General features: G+C 67.8%; 12 protein-coding genes. 8 read left to right on the forward strand and 4 right to left on the reverse strand.

Going from position 1 to position 23610, the window contains the following annotated elements:
* A partial coding sequence (locus tag QSJ19_RS17455) for an HNH endonuclease (protein ID WP_286322204.1) occupies window positions 1-352 on the forward strand: 352 nt, incomplete at its 5' end.
* Window positions 353-533: 181 nt separating this feature from the next.
* Here the strand turns inward: QSJ19_RS17455 and aroQ are convergent.
* The gene (aroQ, locus tag QSJ19_RS17460; protein ID WP_502876220.1) at window positions 534-1007 is read right to left on the reverse strand and encodes a type II 3-dehydroquinate dehydratase; all 474 of its coding nucleotides are present in this window, start codon (window positions 1005-1007) and stop codon (window positions 534-536) included.
* A gap of 56 nt (window positions 1008-1063) precedes the next feature.
* Between aroQ and QSJ19_RS17465 the strand changes: the two genes are divergently transcribed.
* Window positions 1064-4387: an arabinosyltransferase domain-containing protein gene (locus tag QSJ19_RS17465; protein WP_286322206.1), complete on the forward strand. Its 3324-nt coding sequence runs from the start codon at window positions 1064-1066 to the stop codon at window positions 4385-4387.
* Between the two features lie 73 nt (window positions 4388-4460).
* Here the strand turns inward: QSJ19_RS17465 and QSJ19_RS17470 are convergent, their stop codons facing one another.
* Both QSJ19_RS17470 and QSJ19_RS17475 read right to left on the reverse strand, forming a co-directional pair.
* Window positions 4461-7856, reverse strand: coding sequence for an arabinosyltransferase domain-containing protein (locus QSJ19_RS17470; protein WP_286322207.1), 3396 nt, complete (start codon window positions 7854-7856; stop codon window positions 4461-4463).
* Entirely contained in the window at window positions 7849-11172 is a 3324-nt protein-coding gene (locus QSJ19_RS17475) for an arabinosyltransferase domain-containing protein (RefSeq protein ID WP_286322208.1), read from the reverse strand. Before QSJ19_RS17475 ends, QSJ19_RS17470 begins: the two co-directional genes overlap by 8 nt.
* A 68-nt stretch (window positions 11173-11240) precedes the next feature.
* On the opposite strand from QSJ19_RS17475, the gene QSJ19_RS17480 reads away from it, so the two are divergent.
* The 6 genes from QSJ19_RS17480 (at window position 11241) to QSJ19_RS17505 (ending at window position 21937) form a co-directional block, all read left to right on the forward strand.
* Window positions 11241-14573 (forward strand): arabinosyltransferase domain-containing protein, encoded by a 3333-nt coding sequence (locus QSJ19_RS17480; protein WP_286322210.1) that lies wholly within the window; start codon window positions 11241-11243, stop codon window positions 14571-14573.
* 112 nt (window positions 14574-14685) lie between these two features.
* The gene (locus tag QSJ19_RS17485) at window positions 14686-17895 is read left to right on the forward strand and encodes an arabinosyltransferase domain-containing protein (RefSeq protein ID WP_286322357.1); all 3210 of its coding nucleotides are present in this window, start codon (window positions 14686-14688) and stop codon (window positions 17893-17895) included.
* A 90-nt stretch (window positions 17896-17985) separates the two neighbouring features.
* Window positions 17986-18876 carry an oxygenase MpaB family protein gene (locus tag QSJ19_RS17490; RefSeq protein ID WP_286322212.1) on the forward strand — a complete coding sequence of 297 codons (891 nt, stop codon included), beginning with the start codon at window positions 17986-17988 and terminating at the stop codon, window positions 18874-18876.
* Window positions 18877-19101: 225 nt separating this feature from the next.
* Window positions 19102-19824: a VIT1/CCC1 transporter family protein gene (locus QSJ19_RS17495; protein WP_286322213.1), complete on the forward strand. Its 723-nt coding sequence runs from the start codon at window positions 19102-19104 to the stop codon at window positions 19822-19824.
* Window positions 19825-19933: 109 nt separating this feature from the next.
* The gene (locus QSJ19_RS17500) at window positions 19934-20482 is read left to right on the forward strand and encodes a Dps family protein (protein ID WP_286322215.1); all 549 of its coding nucleotides are present in this window, start codon (window positions 19934-19936) and stop codon (window positions 20480-20482) included.
* 222 nt (window positions 20483-20704) lie between these two features.
* Window positions 20705-21937 carry a DICT sensory domain-containing protein gene (locus QSJ19_RS17505; protein WP_286322217.1) on the forward strand — a complete coding sequence of 411 codons (1233 nt, stop codon included), beginning with the start codon at window positions 20705-20707 and terminating at the stop codon, window positions 21935-21937.
* A gap of 70 nt (window positions 21938-22007) precedes the next feature.
* On the opposite strand, the gene QSJ19_RS17510 is transcribed toward QSJ19_RS17505, so the two are convergent.
* Window positions 22008-23597 carry an acyl-CoA carboxylase subunit beta gene (locus QSJ19_RS17510; RefSeq protein ID WP_286322219.1) on the reverse strand — a complete coding sequence of 530 codons (1590 nt, stop codon included), beginning with the start codon at window positions 23595-23597 and terminating at the stop codon, window positions 22008-22010.
* Window positions 23598-23610 lie beyond the last annotated feature (13 nt).

The raw sequence follows: 23610 nt of genomic DNA on the forward strand, positions 1-23610 counted from the left end.
TGTCGACGGCGAAACCGTGCCCCTCGACGTCGGCAGAGACAAACGGCTGTTCACACCCGCCCAACGAAAGGCCCTCTACATCCGCGACCGATGCTGCATCAAGTGCGGTGCGCCCGCTGAACGTTGTCACGCCCACCACTTCGTCCATTGGAGCGATGGCGGTGACACGTGTTTGGAGAACGGCTGCCTGCTGTGTCCGTCGTGTCACGCCGATGTCCACCACAACGGGTGGGACGTGTTCATCGGCGCCGACAAACACGCCTGGCTGATACCGCCGACAACCGTCGACCCCCACCGACGACCCGTACCCAGCTACAACCGACGCACCCTGACCCTCGACACCGCCGCCTGACCCGACCACCATCCCTGGACCAGTCAGCACCCCTGCACCCGGTCACCACCGGGACCGCATCCGTACTTTGACAACTCCACAGTGTGAAAGCCGGCATCGTAGGATGTCGCGTATCCGACGGCCCGATCAGACACCCATCTGCCGGAGTGCGCGATACGTGGCATCCACGGCGGGCGAGCGATCAGCCCACCAGCTCGGCGAGCCTCCGGATGGCGAACTCGTAGCCGCGGATGCCGTAGCCGACGATGATGCCGGCGGCCACTGGCGAGACGTAGGAGTGGTGACGGAACGCCTCGCGCTTGTGCACGTTGCTGATGTGCACCTCCATGATCGGCACCTCCGGGACCACCAGGGCGTCGGCGAGTGCCACCGAGGTGTGGGTCCAGCCGGCCGGGTTGATGACGATGCCACTGATCTGTTTACGGGCGTCGTGGATCAAGTCGATCATCTCGCCCTCGTGATTGGTCTGCGCGGCCCGCAGACCGAAGCCGAGTTCGGACGCCGTCCGTTCGGCGAGATCGACTACGTCGGCCAGCGTCGCCGACCCGTACACCTCCGGCTGCCGCACACCCAGTGTGTTCAGGTTCGGGCCGTTGAGCAGCAGGATCGGGAGCGGTTCGCGGCTGGTCTCGGTGTCCGGCATGGCATCAACCATAGTTGAGCGGTTCGGCCGGACAGGGCGCCCAGGGCCAACGGTTACCATCTCTCTTTGTGCCAGTGCAGACGGTCCGACGAGCCAAGATCGTCGCCATCATCACCGGACTGCTCGGTTTGCTGATGGCACTGGCGACACCGCTGATGCCGGTGCACCAGACGACGGCGCAGATCTCCTGGCCGCAGGACGGCACCGTCGGGTCCGTCGAGGCGCCGCTGATCAGCTACGTCCCGATCGATCTCGACGTCCACGTCCCGTGCAGCGCGATGGAGCAGCTCGGCGACGGGGAATCGGTCCTGTTGTCGACGACACCGAAGCAGGCGGAGAAATCTCCCGAGCGCGGCCTGTTCATCCGCAAGACCGGGCAGCCCGGCGACCCGGCGGATAGACAGACCGTCGAGGTCGTCATCCGCAACATGCCGCTGGTATCGGCGACGCTCGCGCAGATCCGGTCCCAGGATTGCCGCGAGATCTCCGTGCACGCCGACTCCGAGGCGGTGTCGGCCGAGTTCGTCGGCATGCGCAACGACGACGGCGAACCGCTCGACGGCACGACCGCCGGACGTGAGTCGAACACTTACAGCGAGGATCAGCGTCCGCAGGTCACCGGACTGTTCACCGACCTCGACGGCCCGGCTGCCGGCATCCCGGGTCTGCGCGCCCACGTCACCATCGACTCCCGCTACTCGACCGCCCCGACGATCCTGAAGTGGCTGGTGCTGATCGTCGGCATCATCGCCACCCTCCTGTCGCTGGCCGCGCTCGCCGTGCTCGACTCGACCGACGGTCGGAAGCATCGTCGGTTCCTGCCCGCCCGATGGTGGCGACTCAACGCCCGCGACTACGTGGTCATCGGGTCGCTGATCCTGTGGCACTTCATCGGACCCAACACGTCCGACGACGGTTATCTGCTGACGATGTCGCGAGTCGCGCAGGACGCCCAGTACACAGCGAACTACTTCCGCTGGTACGGCGCGCCCGAAGCGCCGTTCGGCTGGTACTACCAGGTCTTCGGTCTACTCAGTCACGTCAGTGTCGCCAGCCCGTGGATGCGGATACCGGCGCTGTTGTGCGGTATCGGCGTCTGGCTGATCATCAGCCACGAAGTGCTGCCACGCCTGGGCCGGGCCGCGATCACCCGGCCTGCCGTCGGGTGGACAGCCGCGTTCGTGTTCCTCATCTCCTGGTTCCCGTTCAACAACGGACTGCGCCCCGAGCCGATCATCTGTCTCGGCGCATTGCTGACATGGTGCTCGGTGGAACGCGCCATCGCGACGGGCCGCCTGTTGCCCGCCGCAGTCGCCTGTCTGATCGGCGCGTTCAGCCTGGCCGCCGGACCCACCGGCCTGCTCGCGGTCGCCGCGTTGATAGCCGGTGCGCGGCCGATGATGCTGGCGTTGATCAAGCGCGCCAAGGTGATCGGCAATGATCGGTGGGCATATGTGGCCCTGCTGGCACCGATCGTCGCCGCCGGGACGTTCGTGATCTTCGTGGTCTTCTCGAACCTGACATTGCGGTCATTCGTGGAGGCGTCGCAGATGAAGTCGGCGCTCGGGCCGTCGCTGCACTGGTACAACGAGATCGATCGCTACTCGTCGCTGTTCGCGTTCTCCGCAGACGGATCGATCGCCCGACGCTTCGCGGTCCTCGCAATGATCCTGGGTCTCGTCGTGTCGGCGGCGATGTTGATCCGACGCAGTCGCATCCCCGGCACGGCGTTGGGACCGTCGCGACGCATCGTCGGGATCACGTTCGCGTCGTTGGTGTTCCTGATGTTCACGCCGACCAAGTGGACGCATCACTTCGGCGTGTTCGCCGGACTGGCCGCGGCGCTCGCCGCCATCGCGGTGATCGCCGCGAGCAACGACACGATGCACTCACGGCGCAACAGAACGCTTTTCGCGGCGCTCGTCCTGTTCATCGCGGGCCTCGCCTTCACCGCACCGAACTCCTATTACTACTCGTCGTCCTGGGGTATGCCGTGGGGCATCCAGCAGGTCACCTTCGGTCTCAAGCTCGCCGACATCCTGCTCTACGGAGCATTGGCATTGTTGCTCGCCGCCCTGTGGTTCCACTTCCGGGAACCATTCGCGGGCACCGACCCCGCCGACCCGGCGCATCACCGACCGCGGACCTGGTATCGCCGCGCGTGGTCGGTCGTCGCATCGGCGCCGTTGGCGTTCATCTCCGGCGGAGTCGTGATCTTCCTATTGATCACCGCGGTGTTCGCCGGGATCCAGCAGAGTTCGTCGTACTCGGTGCCCCGCTCCAATCTCGAGGCGCTGCGCGGCCAGGAATGCGGCATGGCCGACAAGGTCTGGGTGGAGACCGACCCGAGTCGCTATCTCCTGCAACCCGTCGACGGGTCCATCGCCGATCCGCTCGCGGGTCCGGCCACCGCACCGCCCGACGGCACCCGTCCCGCGACAACCGGATTCACCGCGAACGGCGTGCCGGTCGATCTCGAGACGACCGCAACGGAAGGATCGTTGGGCGTTCTTGCCGGGTCGGCCTCGGCGTCGCCGGACGTGTTGACAGCCAACACCGGTGGCACGGGCGGCGGCGTCGAATCACGGGCCGGCGCCAACGGCAGCTTCGCAAAGCTGCCGTTCTTCCTGGACCCGGCGACGACCCCGGTGATGGGCAGTTACTCGACGACGGATCAGGTTCCGGCCCGCCTCACGTCGGCCTGGTATGCGTTGCCGACGGATTTCCGTGACCGTCCGCTGCTGACTTTCTCCGTCGCGGGCCTCTACGACAACCCCAACCTGTTGTTGGAGTACACGACCGACCCGGTCGGACCCGGCACGCGGGACGCGTCGTTGAAGGCTGCCGGTGACACCGAGCTGGTCGACCCCGGCCCCCGCCCGTCGTGGCGCAACGTGCGGGTCACCACCGACACCATCCCGGAGAACGCCACCGCCGTTCGGATCGTCGCCGACGACGACAACCTGTCGACGGATCGCTTCATCGTCGTCACGCCGCCGAGGTTGCCGGAGATGGAGACCCTGCAGCAGGTCGTCGGCCGTGAGGATCCCGTCCACGTGGACTGGACGTCGGGACTCGTGTTCCCGTGCCAGCGTCCCTTCACCCACAAGAACGGCGTCGCCGAGATCCCGAAGTGGCGCATCAAGCCCGGCGCCGACCTCGCCGCCGCGGTGTCGGCCTGGCAGGACTCGTTCGGCGGTGGGCCACTCGGCTGGATCGAGGTGTCGCAACAAGCTGATTCGATGGCCACCTACCTGCAGGGTGACATCGGACGCGACTGGGGCTCACTCGAGCGGTACACCCCGTACGGGGACGTCACAACCCTCGCCGACATCGACACCGGCACCGCCACCCGCAGCGGGTTGTGGAGCCCGGCACCCATCCGTCACTGAGCCACGCCGCGAGCCACCACGCGCTTCGTAGTACGAACACGCGCCAGCCGCGTGTACGTACTACGAGGTCGGGTCAGTTCTTGATCGCCCGCATCGGACCCGGCGTCCACATACCGCCGTGCACGTCGTCGGTCACCGTGATCTCGGCGTCGACCTGAGGCTTGAGCGGAGTCAACCGTTGCAGACTGCCCCAGTCCTTCGCCCAGTCGTTGCGGAGGTACGCGGGCAGTACGACGGGACGGAGCTCGTTCTCGACGATGCCCAGCGGTCCGCCGTAGTCGCCGGCCATCCAGCGCCGCGAGTTGACGCGCTCACCCTCGGCGTCCGGGGTGATCCGCCACTGCGGTGTCTCGAACACGCCGTTGACCGCGGACGCCGGACGCTGACACGGAAACGCGAACGCAACCTCCCAGTCGAGCAGGACCGGGTCCTCGCTCCCCACGAGATCGTTGAGCGTCACCATCGACGACACCCGCGGCGGCGTGACGGCCAACCACTGGGCGGGATCACCCGAGGTGTCGTCGGCGACGATGCGCGCGACCGTCGCGCGCGGCGGGGCCTGATCGAGCGGGAACCGCATGTTGCGCCACTCAGGTGCCGAGTCGAGTCCGAGCGGCATCATCGACGCCACCGTCGTGACGCGGCCGTCGGGCTCCACTCGCCCGAACTCCAGTCGCAGCTTCTGTCCCGGGTGCGTGACAGCCAGTTCGTCGACATACTCGACCTCACCGGCCACCGCCATGGTGACGATCGGGCGATCGTCCGCACGCGGTGGCAGCTGATACCAGTCGGACGTCAGATGTCCACGCCCGGTCGGTGTTCCGTAGGTACCGAGCACCGGCACGCGCTGCTGATCGAGACCGAAGGGCAGTTTCACCGACGACCCGTTGACGCCGCGGGTCGAGGTCGTGCCGCCGCCGGTGTCGGCGGTATTCGCCGTCCCGCTCGGCTCCTCCTGCGCGTCGGCCGGATCGGTCTGGGTGCGGTCCTGCCCGGTCGCCGACGACGAGTCGGAACTCTCACCGTCGGCGGAACTCTCGAGGTGCGCCGACACGCCGTTCGGATCGAACCCGGTCGTTTCGCTGCCGGTTGAACCGGCGCCCGCCGAACTGGGCCCGCTCGCTGCGCTCCCGGCGCCCGCCGAACTGGGCCCGCTCGCTGCGCTCCCGGCGCCCGCCAGCGCCGCACCCGGCGACGGATTCCGCTGTCCCGCGACATCAGCCGCCGACAGCTCGCCCTCGTTCGGGTCGGCCTCGACGAGCACCGCATCGGCCAGCGCGCACGGGTTGCCGCGCAACGCATCGATGTTCGAGCTCGTCCACGACCACGAATCACGCTGTGTCTGATACGCCTTGGCGAACGACACGAACGTGAACAGCAGCATCACGGCGGAGATGATCGCCAATGAGTAGGTGGGCATCCGCTGGATCAGACTCGGGTTGCCGCTGGTCTCCGGCAACTCACCGCGCTCGGCGAGACGGTCGTCGCGGTAGTACTGCCACGCTCCCCACGCCGTCAGCAGCACCGCGACGATCAGGATCGGGATGAACAGTCCGTACCCGCGCACATTCGGTGTGTCGTCGCCCCACGGGATGCCATAGCTGCCTACGTACCACCACTGGTTCCGGCCGGCGAACGCGACGGCCAGCGCATAGGCGCACGCAGCGGCGATGAACGTGCGGTTGCATCGTCGGCGCATCACCGAGGGAGCGAGGAAAGCCGTTGCAGCAGCGGCGAGTACACCGGTCAGGCACGCGAAGGCGCCCATCTGGTGGGTGGCCTTGGTCGGCACGAACGCGAGCACCGCGACCGCGCCGGAGGTGACGGCGACCAGCCGCCACAACGGCGCACCGGCGATACCGGGGACCCGCCGCTTGCTCAGCAGGGTGAGCACGATGATGAGGACGGCCAGAATGGTCACGAAGATGCCCACGCGGCGTGCGATCGAACCGTCGGGAGTCGGATTGAGCAGGATGTAGTACCGCATCGCCTCGGTCCACCACTTGTTGGTGGGGCCGACGATGCCCTGCACCTCGATGCCCTCCAGGATCGCGGCCAACGGTTGATCGGCGAAGATCTCGAACAACACCGCCAACCCGGCCGCCACGATCGGCACCAGCAGCGGCAGTAGGCCGTCACGCCGTCGCCTCTCCCGCAGCCGTTTCAGCAACGGGCGGATCGCCGCGAGCAATGGCAGAACCGCGATCGCACCCGCCGGATGAATGGTCAGCGTGAACGCCGCCGCGATGATGCCCAACGCGAGCGGCAGGAATCGTCCACTGGCGATGGCCCATTCGATCAGCACCCAGGTGAGGAGGATGCCGACACTGAGCGCGGGTTCGACGCGCAGTCCGTTGTTGAACGGCAGCCACACCGCGAGGAAACCCAGTGCGGCGGCCCATCGGGCGGCCTGCGACGACCGCACCGCATGACCGAGTCGCGGCAGTGCGGCACGGCTGATGAGCAACCAGCCGACGAGCGCGAACAGCAATGGCAGCAGACGAAGCCACGGCGTCGCGGTGCTCACCTGCATCCACAGCGCGAGGTACTGGTAGTGCCAGCCGAACGGATCCTGTGGCGCACCGAAGTAGCGGTAATAGTTGTCCAGATAGCCCGCGCCGGGAGCGATCCGGCCGACGGTGACCTGGTAACCGTCGTCGGCCGTGTTGCCCCCGACGAACAGCCACACGATCAGGATTCCGGTCACCACCAGATCGAGCGGCGTGACCCGCCACCAGCGGGCCGGCAGCAGCCGACGGAGGCGTCTGCCGTCCTGTGCGTCGAGGACGGCCAGCGCGATGAGGGACACGATCGTCGACAGCACGCCGACGATGAGTGCGAGTCCCTTGATGAATGTCGGGCTGGAGATGAACCGGGTGTCGATCGTCGACCGGTACGAGAGTCCTTCGGTGGAAGCCGATTTCGGCAGATCCGTGTACACACCGATGATCTGCGGACGGGCGTTCGGATCGGCGAGGTCGAAGTCATGCTGCCCGCCATCGGGATCGGCGAGGCCCTCGATCGCGCCGCGCGTGCCGCTCGTGTCGGAGTGGATCACCACGCGGCACTGGTCATTGCCCTGCGCCTCGGCGCGGGGGACACTCAGCAGCACGGCATTTCGCTGGGTCACCAGGATGCGGTCGGCCGTGGCACGAACGAACAGCCCGACGGTCCCGGCCTCGGCACCGTTCTCCGGCACTGTCGACAGGAGCACACCACCCGACGCCGGCAGGTCGGCCGCGAGATCGCAGGGGACCGAGATGTCCATCGACACCGGCACATACGACACATTCGGCGCCGCGACGTTCTCGACGACGTTGTTCTGCGGCCACTGGAGCTCGGACTTGGTGTAGGTGACCGGCAGAAAGGGCGAGGCCAGCGCCAGCAGGATGCCGAGGGCGCCCGCGACGACCGCGACGATCTTGGCGGTCCGGATGGTCCTGTCACTCATACGTGTGCGTTCAGTCATCTTGCGGCACCACCCTGATCGCGCCGGGTCGTGTCCAACCCCATCTCGTCGTCGTCCCGGATGTCACCTCTGCCGGTGTTGCGTCCGGTATCAGTGGTGACAGTCGTTGCAGGCCACCCCAGTCCCGGTACCAGTCGTTGTTCAGGTAGGTGGCGACGGTGCTCGCCCGGGTCAGCGCCTCCGGTGTGGTGAGGATGCCGCCGTTGACCGAGGCCTGCCACGTCTTCGATTTCGAGTTCGTGGTCGTCTGGTCCGGCACGATCCGCCACTGGGGGACCTCGGACACCCCGTGGCGCGAACTCATCGGGTGCTGGCACGGGAACTGGCTGCCCACCGACAGATCCAGCAGCACCGGCGTCTCGCTGCCGACGACCTCCTGCAGCGTGCGCAGTTCCGGTGCGCGCGGCGGGGTGAACGCCACCCACTGATCGGGGCTGAGGTTGTTGTCCTCGGCGACGATCCGCATGGCAGTCGCATTCGGCGGCACCGCCGTCATCGGGATGCGGAGATTTCGCCACGGCCGATTCGGACGCTCGGGGCCCGGGTCGATCGGGATGAACGGCTCACCGACCTGCGTGAACTCGCCGCCGTCGGTGCGACCGAACTCGACTTGCAGCGAGCGTCCCAACTGCCCGATGCCGTCCTGGTCCAGGGCGAACACCGGGCCGGCCGCGGTGATCGCCAGCAGCGGCGACGCCGCGCGGTCGGGCAGTCGATACGGCATCGAGGTGAGCTCCGCGGTGCCGTTGTCGTGGCCGTAACTGCCGAGTACCGGGGTGGTCTCGGGATCGAGGCCGAACGGCAGTGCAGCGGTCGACCCGTTGATCGTGCGGGGCCCGGTACCGCCGGTGGTGCCGGGCGGACCGCCGGTCACGACGAACGGTCGCGACAGATCGCCGGACGTGTTGATGGTGCCCGCACCGAGCGACGTCGGCTCGGGCATCAGGTCGCCGGCCACCCCGTCGGGGGTGAACCCGGTCGACTGCCCCCGCAGGGCACGAGAGATGTCGGACGTTCCGATCGGCTGCAGCGCACCGCGATTCGGGTCCTCCTCGACGAGGACGTCGTCGGCCATACCGCAGGGATTGCCGGCCAGCGCCTGCATGTTCGCGCTGAAGGTCGTGTACGTGTCGGTCCGCGCGGCGGCCGCCTTGGCGAACAGCGCCAACTCGCCGACGACGACGAGAGTGGCGATCACCAGCATCGGCGCCGAGGCGATCGCGATCTGGGTCTTCGACACCGGGCGGTCGTCCCGGCTCACGCCGCGCCCGCCATCCCCGCGTTCTGCCTCGATGTCGATCCGCAGGTGGAACCAGATCGCCACGGCGAGCGCCAGCACGGTCAGCACCAGGAAGACCGACGACAGTTGGGTTCCCGCGATCGTCGGCGCCTTGTCGAACCAGGAGATGCCGAAATCGTAGGCCCAGCCCCACGCGTTCTCGCCGGCGACGGCGACCGCACACGCGAACATCAGGACGGCGATGTACATCCACAGGTTTCGTGGTGACCTGCGCGCCGACTGTGCGACCGCGACGGTCGCGACCGCGGCCATCGCGGCGGCCACCCCGGCGTAGACGCCGAACTGCACCGTCCACTTGGTGGGGGTGAACGACAGCAGCAGCACGGTGAGCAGGATCGCTCCGATGAGGCGCCACACCGGGCCGGGATCGACACCGCGGATGTGCTTGCGCCGCAACATCACCGCCATCGTGACGAACACCGCGGCCAGCAGCAGCAACAGCGGGACGCGACGGACGAGGCTGCCGTCCTGAGTCGTGAGCGACAGATAGTAGAACCGCAGCAGCTCCTGATACCAGACCAGCGTCGGTCCGACGGTGTACCGGATGCGGATCGTCTCGGCGATCGTGGCCAGAGTCTGATCGCGGAAGACGACGATCACCACGAACGCCGCGGCGGCGCCGACCGGCGCCAGCAGCGGCAGGAGTCCGTTCTCCCCGCGTCGTCGGCGGATGGTGCGCAGCATGGGTCGCGAGCCGGCGATGAGGAGAGCCACGGCGATGAGCCCGTGAGGGGCGACGGCGAGGGTGAGTCCGGCGGCCAGGGCCGCGCCCGCCGCCGGGAGCATGCGCCGGGTGGCAACCGCCTGCTCCACGCCCCACCATGTCAGCAGCGAACCGAGGACGACGATCCCTTCGCTGCGCAGCCCACTGGCCAGCGGCATCCAGAAGGCGACGAACACCGCGGCGGCGGTCAGCATCGCCCATTGAGAACGGCGGACGGCGCCACCGAGACGCGGCAGCAGGACGCGACTGAGGATGAACCACGAGACGAGCCCGGCGATCAACGCGGGCAACCGCATCCACACACCGGCCGTCGACACCGACTCCCAGTGCGCGAGGAAGCTGTAGTACCAGTCGAACGGCGCCTCCGGGATCCCGAAGAAACGGTAGTAGTTCGCCAGGTAGCCGGCCTGGTCGGCATTGCGACCCATCGCCAGGATGTAGCCGTCGTCGGACGAGCCCGCACCGAGGAAGTGCCACACGACGAGCGCGGCGGTCACCGCCACATCGGCGAGGCGCGGTGCGAACAGATGGCGCGCCCGTGTCCACCATGATGTGGCCTGCCGGTCGCCGTCGCGGCGTCCCACGCGGCGGTGATAGCCATGGGCGACGTCGAGGGCGGCGATCGCGATGAAGGTGATGATCGCTGCGAGGATGCCCACAATCATCACGATGAGCTTGAGGATCGACGGGGTGGTGTCGAAGCGGTTGTCGACGTCGACGTGGACCGCGAGTCCGTCGGCGGCCGCTCGCGACACGACGTCGGGGTCCAGTGCGGTGAAGATGCCGGACACCTGTGGACGGTTCTCCGGTCCGGTGGTGCCGACCGCGCCGAGTCCGACGGCACGCGCCTCGACCCCGGCCGGCGACGACCGCAGCACGAGCTGGTCGCATCGGGCGAGGTCGGACCGGGGGACCCGCAGCAGATCCTTGCCGCGGACGGTGACCGTCACCGCGTCGGCGTCGGCGGTCACGTACAGCGCCTTGTCGCGTGCGTTGAGGCCCGACGTGGGCATGGTCGCGAGCACGGTCGTCGACGTGTCGCTCGGTGTCGCGGCGAGGGTGCGGCAGCCGATGCTCGCGTCCATCGCCGCAGGTGACTGGGTGGTCAGGGGTGCCGTGACCGACGCGCCGGCCGCGGTCGCGACATCCCGGTTCGGCCAGTCGATCGAGGCGGTGCGCTCGGTGACCGGCAGCAGCGGGGTCAGCACGGCAGCGACGATCGCGACGAGTCCGGCAACGGTGGCGATCAGCGCCCAGACACGCGGAGTCGCCGATCGAGAAAAGGCAGTCATCAGACGCAGACCCTATCGACCCAGGTTCGACTAGGTCCTCTCAGGTAAGTCGCTTAGCATCAGACATCGTGCCTGTGACAGCCCCGTCCTCCACGCCGGACGAGACGAGACCGACCGCGAGGGTGTCCACCGGCACCGCCCGAACGGTGGCCGTCGTCGCCGGGGTCATCGGCATCGTACTGTGCGCGCTGACACCGTTTCTGCCGGTCAAGGCCACCGACGCATCCTTCGACTGGCCGGCGGGCCAGAACCTCTCCGAATCGTCGGCCGATGTCGTCGCGCCGCTCATCGCACAGACCCCGCGGTCGCTGGACGCCCGCATCGGATGCCGTGTGCTCGAGCAGCTGCCCGCCGACGGCGGCGTGGTGCTCGCGACCATGCCGACCAACGCTCCGAAGAGCAAGTCATCGGCGCTCTATGTGACCGCCACCCGCGACACCGTCGCGGTCACCTTCCGCAACACCCTCGCCGCGAGCGCGCCCCGCGATCAGCTCGCCCGATGCACCGAACTGCACATCTGGTCGGCACCGTCGGGTGTGGGAGCCGAGTTCGTCGGAGGTGTGGGCGAGTCGACTCCCCTGCCCCCCGACAAGCGCCCACAGGTGGACGGCATGTTCACCGCCCTGAACGCCGCCGAGGTACAGGACGGTGACGTCCGCGTGCACGTGGAGATCGACAACCGCTACGTCAGCTCGCCGAGCGTCCTCAAACTGATCGTGATGGTGCTGGCCGTCGTCGCGGTGGTGATCGCGCTCATCGCGCTGGGGCTGCTCGACCGCGCGTACGGCTATCACCGACGGATCGGTCGACGCGCCGCCGAGTGGTGGCGGACAGCGATCCCGCGCACCACGGACATCGCCGTCACCGGCGTCCTGCTGATCTGGACCGTGCTCGGCGCGGGAACCCCCGATGACGGCTACATCCTGAACATGGGGCGCACCGCAGATGCGTCCGGCTACCTCGCCAACTATTACCGCTGGTACGGCATCCCCGAGGCGCCGTTCGACTGGTATTACAGCTTCCTCGCGCACTGGTCGTCGATCTCGCCGTCGCTGCTGTGGATGCACATCCCACCGCTCATCGCGGGGCTGGTCTCGTGGTTCATCCTCAGCCGGGTGTTGCTGCCGAGACTCGGTGCCGGTGTGCGGCGCAGTGGCTGGGCGCTGTGGGCGGCGGCACTGGTGTTCATCGCGTTCTGGCTGCCGTTCAACAGCGGCCTGCGCAGCGAGCCGATCATCGTCCTGGGGTCCCTGCTCACGTGGTGGGCCGCCGAGCAGGCGATCGCGACGCGACGGCTGCTCCCGGCCGCGCTCGGAGCGGTTGCTGCAGGTTTCACCCTCGCCCTCGCCCCGCAGGGGGTGATCGCGGTCGCCATCCTCCTGGTGTCGGCGCGACCGCTCCTGCACATCCTGCTCGAACGCCGCCGGGAGACCGGCGCGGCCGCCTTGTTCGCCCCCATCGTCGCCGGCGGCCTGCTGGTCGTGGTGGTCGTGTTCCGCGATCAGACCCTCGCCACGGTGCTCGAGGCGATGAAGCTGCGATACCAGGTCGGACCGGTGATCAGCTGGCACCAGGAGTTCCTGCGCTACTACTTCATCTCCGTCACCACCGACGACGGTGCACTGACCCGTCGGGTGCCGGTGCTGCTCCTGCTGGCCGGGCTCATCGTCACCGTCGCGGTCATGTTGCGGCGTACCCGCATCCTCGCCGTCGACCCCGGCCCCACCTGGCGTCTGATCGGGTCGATCGGTGTCACGCTGCTCCTATTGGCCTTCACCCCCACCAAGTGGACGATCCAGTTCGGCATCTTCGCCGGACTCGCGGCGGCGATCGCGGCGACCGCGACGCTGGCGGTCGCGCAGTCGGCGGCCCGCTCGGCGCGCAACCTCACCGTCTTCGTCTCGGGGCTGTTCTTCGCCCTGGCCGCCGCCATGGCCGGCTACAACGCATGGCCGTTCGCCTACGACTACGGCATCTCCTGGTTCGATCGCGCGCCCGTCCTCGCGGGACGCCCGGTCTCGACGGTGTTCCTCATCTTGGCCGTGATCACCGCCGCGATCGCGGTGTGGCAGCACCTCCGCCTCGACTACGTCGAGAACAAGGGACTCTCCCACGTCAGCGACGGGCCGGGCGAGACGCGCGCAGATCGTCGTCGCCTTTTCCTGGCGTCGTCGCCGATCGCGATCATCGCCGGTCTGATGGTCGTCGCCGAGCTGTTGGTCTTCACGAAGGGCGCGGTCACCAGGTATCCCGCGACGACGGTGCTGACCGAGAACCTGAACACGGTGCGCGGCAACAGCTGCGGTATGGCCGACGAGGTCCTGGTGGAGTCCGACCCGAATGCGGGCATGCTCACACCGGCAGACGGTGAGTCGGCGTCGGCGGCGCTGAACGGTACGGGGTCGGTCGGGTTCACCCCGAACGGTGTCGCCGAGGACTTGTCCCCCGAACCCGGCAGCCAGCGCCCCGGACAGATGAACGTGTCGGCAAGCCAGGCGAAGCCGTTCGCCATCACCGGCGGACTCGGCGCGGGGACCACCGGCGGTACCGGCCCACGGACGGTGAACGGCTCGACCGTTGCCCTGCCGTACGGACTGGATCCGGCCACCACGCCGGTCCTGGGCAGCTACGGCTTCCCGGGAGAGGCGCGATTGACGACCGGGTGGTACGACCTGCCCGCGCGCGACGCCTCCCCGCTGCTCGTGTTCAGCACGGCCGGTGCGGTGTCCACGATCGACACGTTCGGGGTCCGCAACTTCGGGCAGAAGCTCGTCGTCCAGTTCGGCCGCCCGGGACCGGACGGTTCGTTCACCCAGATCGGGCCGGACGTGCTGCCCATCGACCCCGGACCGGTCATCACCAACCGCCCGTGGCGCAACCTGCGGGTACCGATGAGCGCAGCTCCGCCCGCGGCGACCGTCATGCGGATGTCGTTGCTGGACAACAACCTCGGCCAGGACCAGTTCATCGGGATCACGCCACCGCGGGCCCCGCAACTGCGGTCACTACAGCAGGTCGTGGGGTCGACGTCGCCGACGGTGATCGACTTCCCCGTCGCCGCGCACTTCCCGTGTCAGCAGCCGCTGATGGTCAGCAACGGGGTCGCACAGGTCCCGCAGTGGCGCATCCTGCCCGACTACCCGATCGCCAACTCACAGTCGAAGACCTGGCAGGCGGCGGCCGACGGTGGCCTACTGTCGGTCTCCGAGTCGACGACGTCGGCGCAGGCGGTGCCGACGTATCTCAAGGACGACTGGGCGCGCGAATGGGGTGCGCTGGAACGACTCACACCGCTCGTCGAGGACGCCTCGATGGTGCGGGTCAACACGTCACAGACGACGCAATGGGGCTGGACACGTGCCGGTTCGATCAGGGTGGAGCCGCAATCCGATGACGAGTGACACACCGACGCCCGACGCGCCGTCGCGACCCGGCACGCGAGCCGTAGGCACGAGGACGAATTACCGCACCGTGAAGATCGTCGCTGTGGTGACCGGCCTGCTCGGCTTCCTGATGGCCATCATCACGCCGTTGCTGCCGGTGAATCAGACCACCGCCGAACTGAACTGGCCGCAGGGCCAGGCGGTCGGAAATGTTGCGGCACCCCTGGTCTCGTACGTGCCGATCGACATGGACGTGTCGGTGCCGTGCTCGCTGGCGCGTGATCTTCCCGCCGGCGGTGGGTTGCTGCTGTCGACGATCCCCGAAGGAGGACAGGACGCCGCGGCACGTGCGCTGATGATCCGCGCCACCGACGACGCACTGCTCGTCACGGACCGCGACGTCGTCATCCTCAACACCGAGCGCGCCGTCGCGCAGGCGAACCCCGACTGCGGCATCGTCTTCCATGCGGACGGCACCGGCGTCTCCGCCCGCTTCGACAACCTGGCTGCGACGGATCAGGGGTTGCACTCGTTCTCGGTGCCCGACCAGGAGATGCGACCGCAGATCGTCGGCGTGTACACCGACCTGCCCGCCTCGACCTCGCGAGACGGACTGTCGTTCCACGCCACGATCGACACCCGCTATGTGAGCACCCCGACGGCACTGAAACTCGCCGTGATCGTCCTCGGCATCATCCTGACGGTCCTGTCGCTGATCGCGTTGGGCATCCTCGATCATCGGGATGGCCGGGGTCACAAGCGTTTCCTGCCGTCGGGCTGGTGGACGATCCGCGGACCCGACGTCGCGGTGTTCGCGATTCTCGCGTTCTGGTGGATCGGCGGTGCCAACACCTCCGACGACGGCTACAACTTCACCGTCGGCCGCATCGCGGGCGAAGCAGGCTACGCGGACAACTACTTCCGCTACTTCGGAGTGCCGCAGGACCCGTTCGGCTGGCATTTCCAGGTGATCTCGGCGATGACCCACGTGAGTCTCGCCGCGCCGTGGATGCGGTTACCGGCCTTCCTCCTCGGTCTGCTCGGCTGGTGGCTGATCAGTCGCGAGGTGATCCCCCGCCTCGGACGCGCGGTACGCAACAGCACACCGGCCGTGTGGTCGGCGGCCTTCGTGTTCCTCGCGATCTGGTTGCCCTACAACAACGGTCTGCGTCCCGAACCCGCCGAGGCGGTCGGCGCCCTGCTGACCTGGTGCTGCGTGGAACGGGCCATCGCCACCCGGCGGATGCTGCCGTATGCGGTCGCCGTCGTCGCGGCGGCGTTCACGCTCGCGCTGGCACCCGGCGGCCTGATGGCGGTCGCCGCGCTGCTCGCGGGCGTCCGCCCGATCGTGAAGACGCTGGTGAGCCGACGTAGGCGCGACGGCCTGCTGCCCATGCTCGCGCCGGTCCTGGCCGCCGGAACGGCTGTGCTGTATCAGATCTTCTACGATCAGCCGCTGATGCCGCTCATCGTCGGCAACAAGGTCGCCTCCGACGTCGGTCCGACGCTGGAGTGGTGGCAGGAGCCCGTCCGCTACTACTACCTCATCCTGCCGACCGCCGACGGCACGCTCGCCCGCCGCTTCGGTGTGCTGATCATGATCCTGTGTCTGGTGGTCGTGCTGCTGCGACTGCTCCGTCGTGCACGCCCGAACGGTGTTGCGCGCGCACCGATCTGGCGACTGATTGCGGTCACCCTGGGCACGATGTTCTTCATCGCGTTCACCCCCACCAAGTGGACACACCACTTCGGCGTCTATGCAGGTATCGCCGCCGGCCTCGCCGCCGCGGCCGGAGCGATGATGGCACCGGCCATTCTGCGTTCGCGCCGTAACCGGACCTTCTTCGCGGCCGCGGTGTCGGGCGTGACCGCCATCGCATTCACCGGCACCAACGGCTGGTGGTTCGTCGGGAGCTTCGGCATCCCGTGGTGGGACCGCCCGCCGTCGATCGCGGGCATCAAACTCGGCTGGGCAATCCTGGCGCTCGCGGTGATCACCGCGCTCGTCGGTCTCTGGTTCCACTTCCGCGACGACTACGTCGACGACCGGACGCGCGCACGGGGTGGCACGGGCTGGACCTCGAAGCTCAAGTTCTCCCCGCTGCCGGTGATCTCGGGCCTGGTGGTCATCTTCATGGTGCTGTCATTCGCGAAGGGCGCGTACGAACAGCGCGACAGCTGGTCGTGGCTGAAGTCGAACGCCCGCGCATTGGCGGGCAACGAGTGCGGCCTGGCCAACGACGTCCTCGTCGAGGCCGACCCCAACACCGGTGTGCTGCGGCCCGCCGCGGTGAACGGGCAGCCCGCCCCGAGCATCTCGGCGGCGTTGAGCGGGCCGAATGCAACCGGCTTCACACCGAACGGCGTACCGGGCCGGCTGTCGGTCGACTCGACCGAGGAACAGGACACCGCGACGTCGACGGCACAGAACACCGCGCAGTCCGGTGCAGGTGCCGACGAATCCACCGAGACCAGCGAATCATCGCAGGGTGGGACCGAGGGCGGGCAGGGCGCGCGCGGGGTCAACGGCTCCACCGTCGGTCTGCCCTTCGGGCTGAACCCGGCGACCACACCGGTCCTCGGCAGCTACGGCTCGCCGACCGGGACCGGTTCGCTGACCACCGATTGGTACTCGCTGCCCGCACGCAACGCGGCAGCACCGCTGCTGACGATCGCGGTCGCCGGTTCGGTTGAGGCCATCGACGGTCTGGGCGTGCAGCACAGCGGTCAGCAGGTGCGGGTGCAGTTCGGCCGGACCGAGGCCGACGGGCGGGTCACGCCGGTCGGGATGATGTCGCCCATCGACATCGGTGAGGTGCCGACCTGGCGCAATCTGCGGTATCCGCTCGCCGACGCCCCGCCACGCGCGGACGTCGTCCGTGTCGAGGTCCGCGACACCGCCGGTGCGCCGTCGGAGTGGGTGGCCATCACCCCGCCGCGGGTCACCGAGATGCAGACGCTCAACGACGTCGTCGGCACCACCGACCCGGTGTTCATCGACTGGCTGCCCGGGATGGTGTTCCCGTGCCAGCAGCCGATGATGGTGCGTGACGGCGTCCTCGAGGTGCCGAAGTGGCGGATCATGCCGGACGCGGAGGCGACCCGGAAGAACAGCCAGACGTGGATGGCCGGCAAGGCCGGCGGCCCGCTCGGCATCACCGAGGCCATGCTGACACCGACCCTCGTCCCCACGTACCTGCGCAACAACTGGGGCCGCGACTGGGGCGGGCTGCAGCGGTTCATCGAGATCGATCCCGCGCCGCCCGCCCAGCTGGAGACGGGCACCGCACGGCGTTCCGGGCTCTACAACCCGGCGCCGATGCGATCCAGCGGGTACTGACGCCGGTCGTCGGTCACGGTTTCGTTGTCGTGGCATTGCAGTTTGTGCCGGATTCCGACACGAACCGCCGGTTGGCGCCCATGATGGGGCATGACCGTCGTCGACCGATACCAGCATGCCCACGTCTCCGACGTCCGGCCCGCACGACGGCGTCGGAACGTCCGCCGCACCGGCGACCTCGTCACCGGGCTCGGCCCGACGATCGCCGGTGCCAACGTCATCATGCAACTGGCGCATCCGAAGGTCGGGCACGGTGTCGTCGAGAGCCGGGTCGACTCGGGCAGTGCCGTGAAACATCCGATCAAACGCAGCCGGACCACCGGCACCTTCCTCGCGGTCGCGCTGCTCGGCGACGACGAGGACCGGGCCTTCGTCCACGACGAACTGCGGCGCATCCATGACCTCGTGTACTCGACCGAACAGAGTCCGGTCCGATACAGCGCCAACGACTCCCGTCTCCAGCTGTGGGTTGCGGTGTGTCTGACCAAGTACTTCATCGACCAGTTCGAGCTCCTGTACGGGCCGTTGAGCGATGAGGAGCGGGAGCGGGTCGTCGCCGACTCGCGATGGCTGGGCACGACACTGAACGTCACCGGCGATCAGTGGCCGTCCAGTTACGCAGAGCTGCAGGAGTATTGGGCCGCACAGCTGGAGTCGATGTCGATCGACCCGCCGGTTCGCGAACTCCTGCAGCGGCTGTCCGATCTCTCGTTCCTCTCCTATCGTCTCGGTCCTGCCGGAATGTTGGCGCACAAAGTGTTCGGCCGGCAGATGAACTTTCTGATCAATGCCGGACTGCCCGACGAGTTCCGACACATGATGCGCTGGCGATGGAGCGACCGGGACGAGCATGCGTACGAACGCACACTCGACGTCGCACGTGTCGTCGACCCGGCGGTAGGACGGCTCGTGCGCACCCTACTGCAGACCTACATCTACGACATGCGGCTTCGGCGTCGGTTGGGGCTGAAGGTGTTCTGAGTCGTCGTGTTCTGAGTCGTCGCGGATCGTCGGGAGTGTCGTGATTCGACCCGGTGTCACATGAGAGTCACCAGAGAGCGAAGCAAAGTGGATAATCCACTCGACGAGCCGCTGACGTGACCCTCATGTCGCCCGCCCCGATCATCTCGACTGCGCGATGCACCACCGCGTTAGGCAACCGTGTCCTTGCTTGCATGAAAGTCGCTGTGGCAGTTGAGTTGACCCATGTCCGTCGACCACGAGCATCAGCACGCCGACGAGCCGCACACCGGGACCCTCGCCAACCGGCTGAACTGGTTGCGGGCCGGTGTGCTCGGGGCGAACGACGGCATAGTCTCCACGGCGGGCATCGTCGTCGGCGTCGCGGCGGCAACCGCCGAACGTGCGCCGGTGTTCACGGCCGGTGTGGCCGGGCTGGCGGCGGGTGCGGTGTCCATGGCGCTGGGCGAATACGTCTCGGTGAGCACCCAGCGCGACACCGAACAGTCGCTGCTGGCCAAGGAGCAGCGCGAACTCGCCGAGCAGCCCGAGGTGGAGTTCGACGAGCTCGTCGGCCTGTACGAGGCGAAGGGGCTGTCGCACGACACCGCGTGCCGGGTGGCCCGCGAGCTGACCGAGCACGACGCGTTCGAGGCCCACGCGCAGGCCGAGTTGGGGATCGACCCGCACGAGCTCACCAGTCCGTGGCAGGCCGCGTTCTCCTCAGCGGTGTCGTTCACCGTCGGCGCGCTGATCCCACTCGTCGCCATCCTCATCCCACCCGCCTCCTGGCGGATCCCCGTGGCCTTCGTCGCGGTGCTCGCCGCACTGGCGTTGACCGGTGCGACCGGTGCGACACTGGGCGGGTCCCCACCCTGGCGGCCGATGGTCCGCGTGGTGATCGGAGGGGCCATCGCCATGGTGGTGACGTTTGCGATCGGGCGGCTAGTCGGACACACCGTGGTGTGAAACCCGGCCGAACCGCGTCGTTACGCTTCCGTGATGGGCGATCTCGGTTGGATTGCCGTCGCCGATCGGATATGGCCGAGGGCGCGTTGCCGGTCCTAGCGTCGATGACATGACTTCCTTCACCGCTCCCGGACTGTCCACCGACTCTGCCACTGTGGTGTCCGAGTGCCTGCAGGAACGTCTCAGCGCGCTCAACGACCTCCACCTCACGCTCAAGCACATCCACTGGAATGTGGTGGGCGCCAACTTCATCGGTGTCCACGAGATGATCGATCCCCAAGTCGACCTGGTACGCGGCTATGCTGACACCCTTGCCGAGCGCATCGCGACCCTCGGGTCGTCGCCGAGTGGCACCGCGAAGGCCATCGAGAAGGATCGCTCGTGGGCGGACTACTCGATCGGTCGCGACACCGCTCAGGCCCATCTCGGAGCGCTCGACCTGGTCTACGACGGCTTCGTCACGTCGCATCGGTCCGCGATCGAGAAGGTCGGCGAGCACGACCCGATCACCGAGGACATTCTGATCGGGCAGACGGCCCAGCTGGAGAAATTCCAGTGGTTCGTGCGGGCCCATCTCGAGAGTTACACCGGTGAACTCGCCAACGCCGGCCAGTCCAGTGAGGCAGGGGCCGCCGCGGCCGCCCGTGCGGCCGGATAGAACCCGACGATGAACGTCCCTGCCGCCGGCGGTGCCCGGGCCCAGCGCCCGCGGCGCCGCCGGAACCCCCGTTCCTCACCCGGGGACCCGGCAGCTCCTTTGTTATCCTGGCGAGAGGCACCATGCATGCTCTGACCAGGATGTGAAGAAATCGCATCCTCCCACATCACGCAGAGTTCTCTGCAGCTCTGCCGGGAGGCGCACGAATGACAGCGATTCACCATGACGTCTGAGGCCGGGCCCGCTTCGGTTGCGGACAGCGGTTTCACGCTGTTCGAGGATCTGGAGCTCCACATGCAGTTCGCCCCGGTGTGCCGTCTCACCGACGGTGCCGTCGCGGCCGCCGAATTGCAGCTCCGCGGACCCACGGGCACCCGTCTCGGCACGGCCGCGGCCCTGCGTCGCGCCGCGCGGCTGATGGAGGAACATCTCGTCGTCGACCGGCGCAAGCACGGGTTCGCACGTTCCGCACGGGCGGAGTCCGTCGCCAAGATCCTGCCACTGCTCGTCGGCTACGACCTCGACCTTCTGGACGACATCGACGACGCCGCAGTCGACACCCTCGAGCGGCACGTGATGGTCGTGTTGCCGACCGCCGTCGAGCGCAGCCCGCAGCACACCCTGGCGCGTGTGGCCAAGGCACGTACCGCCGGGAAGATCATCTGCGTCGACGGCCTGCAGAACAACGGACACGCGGCGACGCTGCTGTCACTGATCGAGCCGGACATCATCGTCACCCACGCGGATCTGTTGCGGCAGAACGTCAGCGAGGAATCCGCACACCTCGCCCACACGATTGCCGCGCACACCGAACGCAGCCGCGCGGTGGTGATCGCCGAGGGCGTCGACGACGAGGCGCGACGCGTGACCGCGATGACCATGGGAGCGTCCTTCGGCATCGGCGCTCTGTATCCGTCGGTCGAGAGCCCCGACGCGCTCGCCGTCCAGACCATCGTGCCGTTGCCGCAGATGCCGGTCTGGTCGACTCCCGGCCCCGATCGCGAGACCCCGTACGCCATCGCGTCGAGTTCCATCACCCCCCGACTGGGCGACAAACGGCTGCTGATCGAGATGAGCAAGGCCCTCGAACACCAGGCGTCCATCGGGGGCGCCGCTATCGTGCTGGGGACGTTCCAGCACGCCGATCACTTCACTTCGCGTACCGCCGAACGGTGGCGCGTCATGTCCGAGAACACCGGCCTCGCCGGCGTCTACGGGGTCGGCCTCGCCGACATCCGGGACGGCAACGTGCACCGCGCGCCACTGTCGCCCGACGACGACCTCGTGGACGAATGGAACGTCGCCGTCCTCGGGCCGCACTTCGCCGCGTTGTTGTCGGCACGCGATCAGCACAGCGGCGCAAGCGATCTCGACCGCACCTTCGATTTCGTGCAGAGCTACGACCGGATCACGGTCACGCAGGCCGTGCACTCGATCCTGAAGCGGTTCGCCTGAGGCGATCGCGTTCCCGGAACCGCACTTTCGACAGCGCACCCCGACCGCGCGCTTCCGGAAAACCGCCGTGCTAGATCGGCATCAGGAAGTGCTTGCGCGGGGTGCGGAGCATCTGCTTGTCCCGCAACTGCGCCAATGCCTTTCGGAGCTGCAGCCGGGTCTCCGACGGCTCGATCACGGCATCGATGTACCCGCGCTCGGCGGCAAGGTAGGGCGTCGCCATCATCGTGTTGTAGAAGCCGATGAAGTCGCGGCGGACCTTGTCGGCCTCGGCGGCGGACATGCCCTCGGTCTGACGGCGGGTGAGCACTGCCGCAGCCGATTCGGCGCCCATGACCGCGATCTTCGCTGTGGGCCAGGCGAAGTTGATGTCGGCGCCGAGCTGTTTGCAGCCCATCACCGCGTACGCGCCGCCATAGGCCTTGCGCAGCACCACCGTCACCTTCGGGACGTCGGCCTCGACGTACGCGAACAGGAAACGGCCGGAGCGGCGGATCGTGCCCTTCTGTTCCTCGACCAGCCCCGGCAGGATGCCCGGCGTGTCCACCAGGAACACCAGCGGGATGCCGAAGGCGTTGCAGGTCCGGACGAATCGTGTCGCCTTCTCCGACGAGTCGGTGTCCAGCACTCCCGACATCACGCTCGGCTGATTCGCGACGACGCCGACGGCGCGACCGTCGACTCGTGCGTAACCGGTCAGGATGTTCGGCGCGAAAAGCTCCGCGACCTCATGAAAGGCGCCGTCGTCGAACAGCTTGATGATGATGTCGTGCATGTCGTAGCCGGCATTGTCGTTGTCCGGCATGAACTCGTTGAGCGAGAGGTCCGTCTCGGTGATGTCCGGTTCGAGACCGGGATTGACGATCGGCGGCTCCTCGTACGCGCTCGACGGCATGTACTGCAGGTACTCCCGCACCCAGTCGAACGCCGATCTCTCGTCGGGCGCGACGTGATGGATGTTGCCCCACCGTGCCTGGTTGTGCGCGCTGCCGAGATCCTCGGCGGAGATGTCCTCACCGTTGACCTGCTTGAGCACATCCGGACCGGTGACGAACATGTAGCTCTTGTCCTCGACGGCGACGAGGATGTCGGTGTTAGCCGGGGTGTAGACCGCACCGCCGGCGCACTTGCCGAGGATCACCGAGACCTGCGGTGCGAGACCGGACAGCAGATCATTACGACGACCCATCTCGGCATACCAGGCCAGTGACGTGACCGCGTCCTGGATGCGTGCACCGGCCGAGTCATTGATGCCGACCATCGGGCAGCCGATCTTGCCGGCCCACTCCATCAGCGCGGAGACCTTGCGGCCGAACATCTCTCCGACGGTGCCGCCGAAGACGGTCTGGTCGTGTGAGAACGCCGCGACCGGACGGCCGTGGACAAGTCCGTGACCGGTGACCACGCCGTCGCCGTACCCGGAGTGGGCGGCACCCGGCATCTTCGCGAGCGCACCGATCTCGACGAACGTACCCGGATCGAACAGCATCGCCAGTCGCTCCCGCGGAGAGCAGATGCCCTTCGCCTCACGCTTGGCGATCGCCTTCTCGCCGCCGGGTTCCTGTGCGGACGCCAGCTTCTCGCGCAGATCCGCCAGTTTGGCCGCGGTCGTGGACGCCGGCTGTGCGGTCGTGCCCAGGTCGTCGGTCGTATCAGTCACGTTCACTCGCTTT

The organism is Gordonia sp. ABSL11-1, assembly GCF_030315685.1.
In the GTDB taxonomy this organism is placed as follows: domain Bacteria; phylum Actinomycetota; class Actinomycetes; order Mycobacteriales; family Mycobacteriaceae; genus Gordonia.

What these genes read in the sequence shown, in the direction of transcription:
- aroQ (WP_502876220.1), bottom strand. Translation starts at nt 1,007, where the DNA reads ATGGTTGATGCCATGCCGGACACCGAGACCAGCCGCGAACCGCTCCCG.
- QSJ19_RS17470 (WP_286322207.1), bottom strand. Translation starts at nt 7,856, where the DNA reads ATGACTGAACGCACACGTATGAGTGACAGGACCATCCGGACCGCCAAG.
- QSJ19_RS17475 (WP_286322208.1), bottom strand. Translation starts at nt 11,172, where the DNA reads ATGACTGCCTTTTCTCGATCGGCGACTCCGCGTGTCTGGGCGCTGATC.
- QSJ19_RS17485 (WP_286322357.1), top strand. Translation starts at nt 14,686, where the DNA reads ATGGCCATCATCACGCCGTTGCTGCCGGTGAATCAGACCACCGCCGAA.
- QSJ19_RS17490 (WP_286322212.1), top strand. Translation starts at nt 17,986, where the DNA reads ATGACCGTCGTCGACCGATACCAGCATGCCCACGTCTCCGACGTCCGG.
- QSJ19_RS17495 (WP_286322213.1), top strand. Translation starts at nt 19,102, where the DNA reads ATGTCCGTCGACCACGAGCATCAGCACGCCGACGAGCCGCACACCGGG.
- QSJ19_RS17500 (WP_286322215.1), top strand. Translation starts at nt 19,934, where the DNA reads ATGACTTCCTTCACCGCTCCCGGACTGTCCACCGACTCTGCCACTGTG.
- QSJ19_RS17505 (WP_286322217.1), top strand. Translation starts at nt 20,705, where the DNA reads ATGACGTCTGAGGCCGGGCCCGCTTCGGTTGCGGACAGCGGTTTCACG.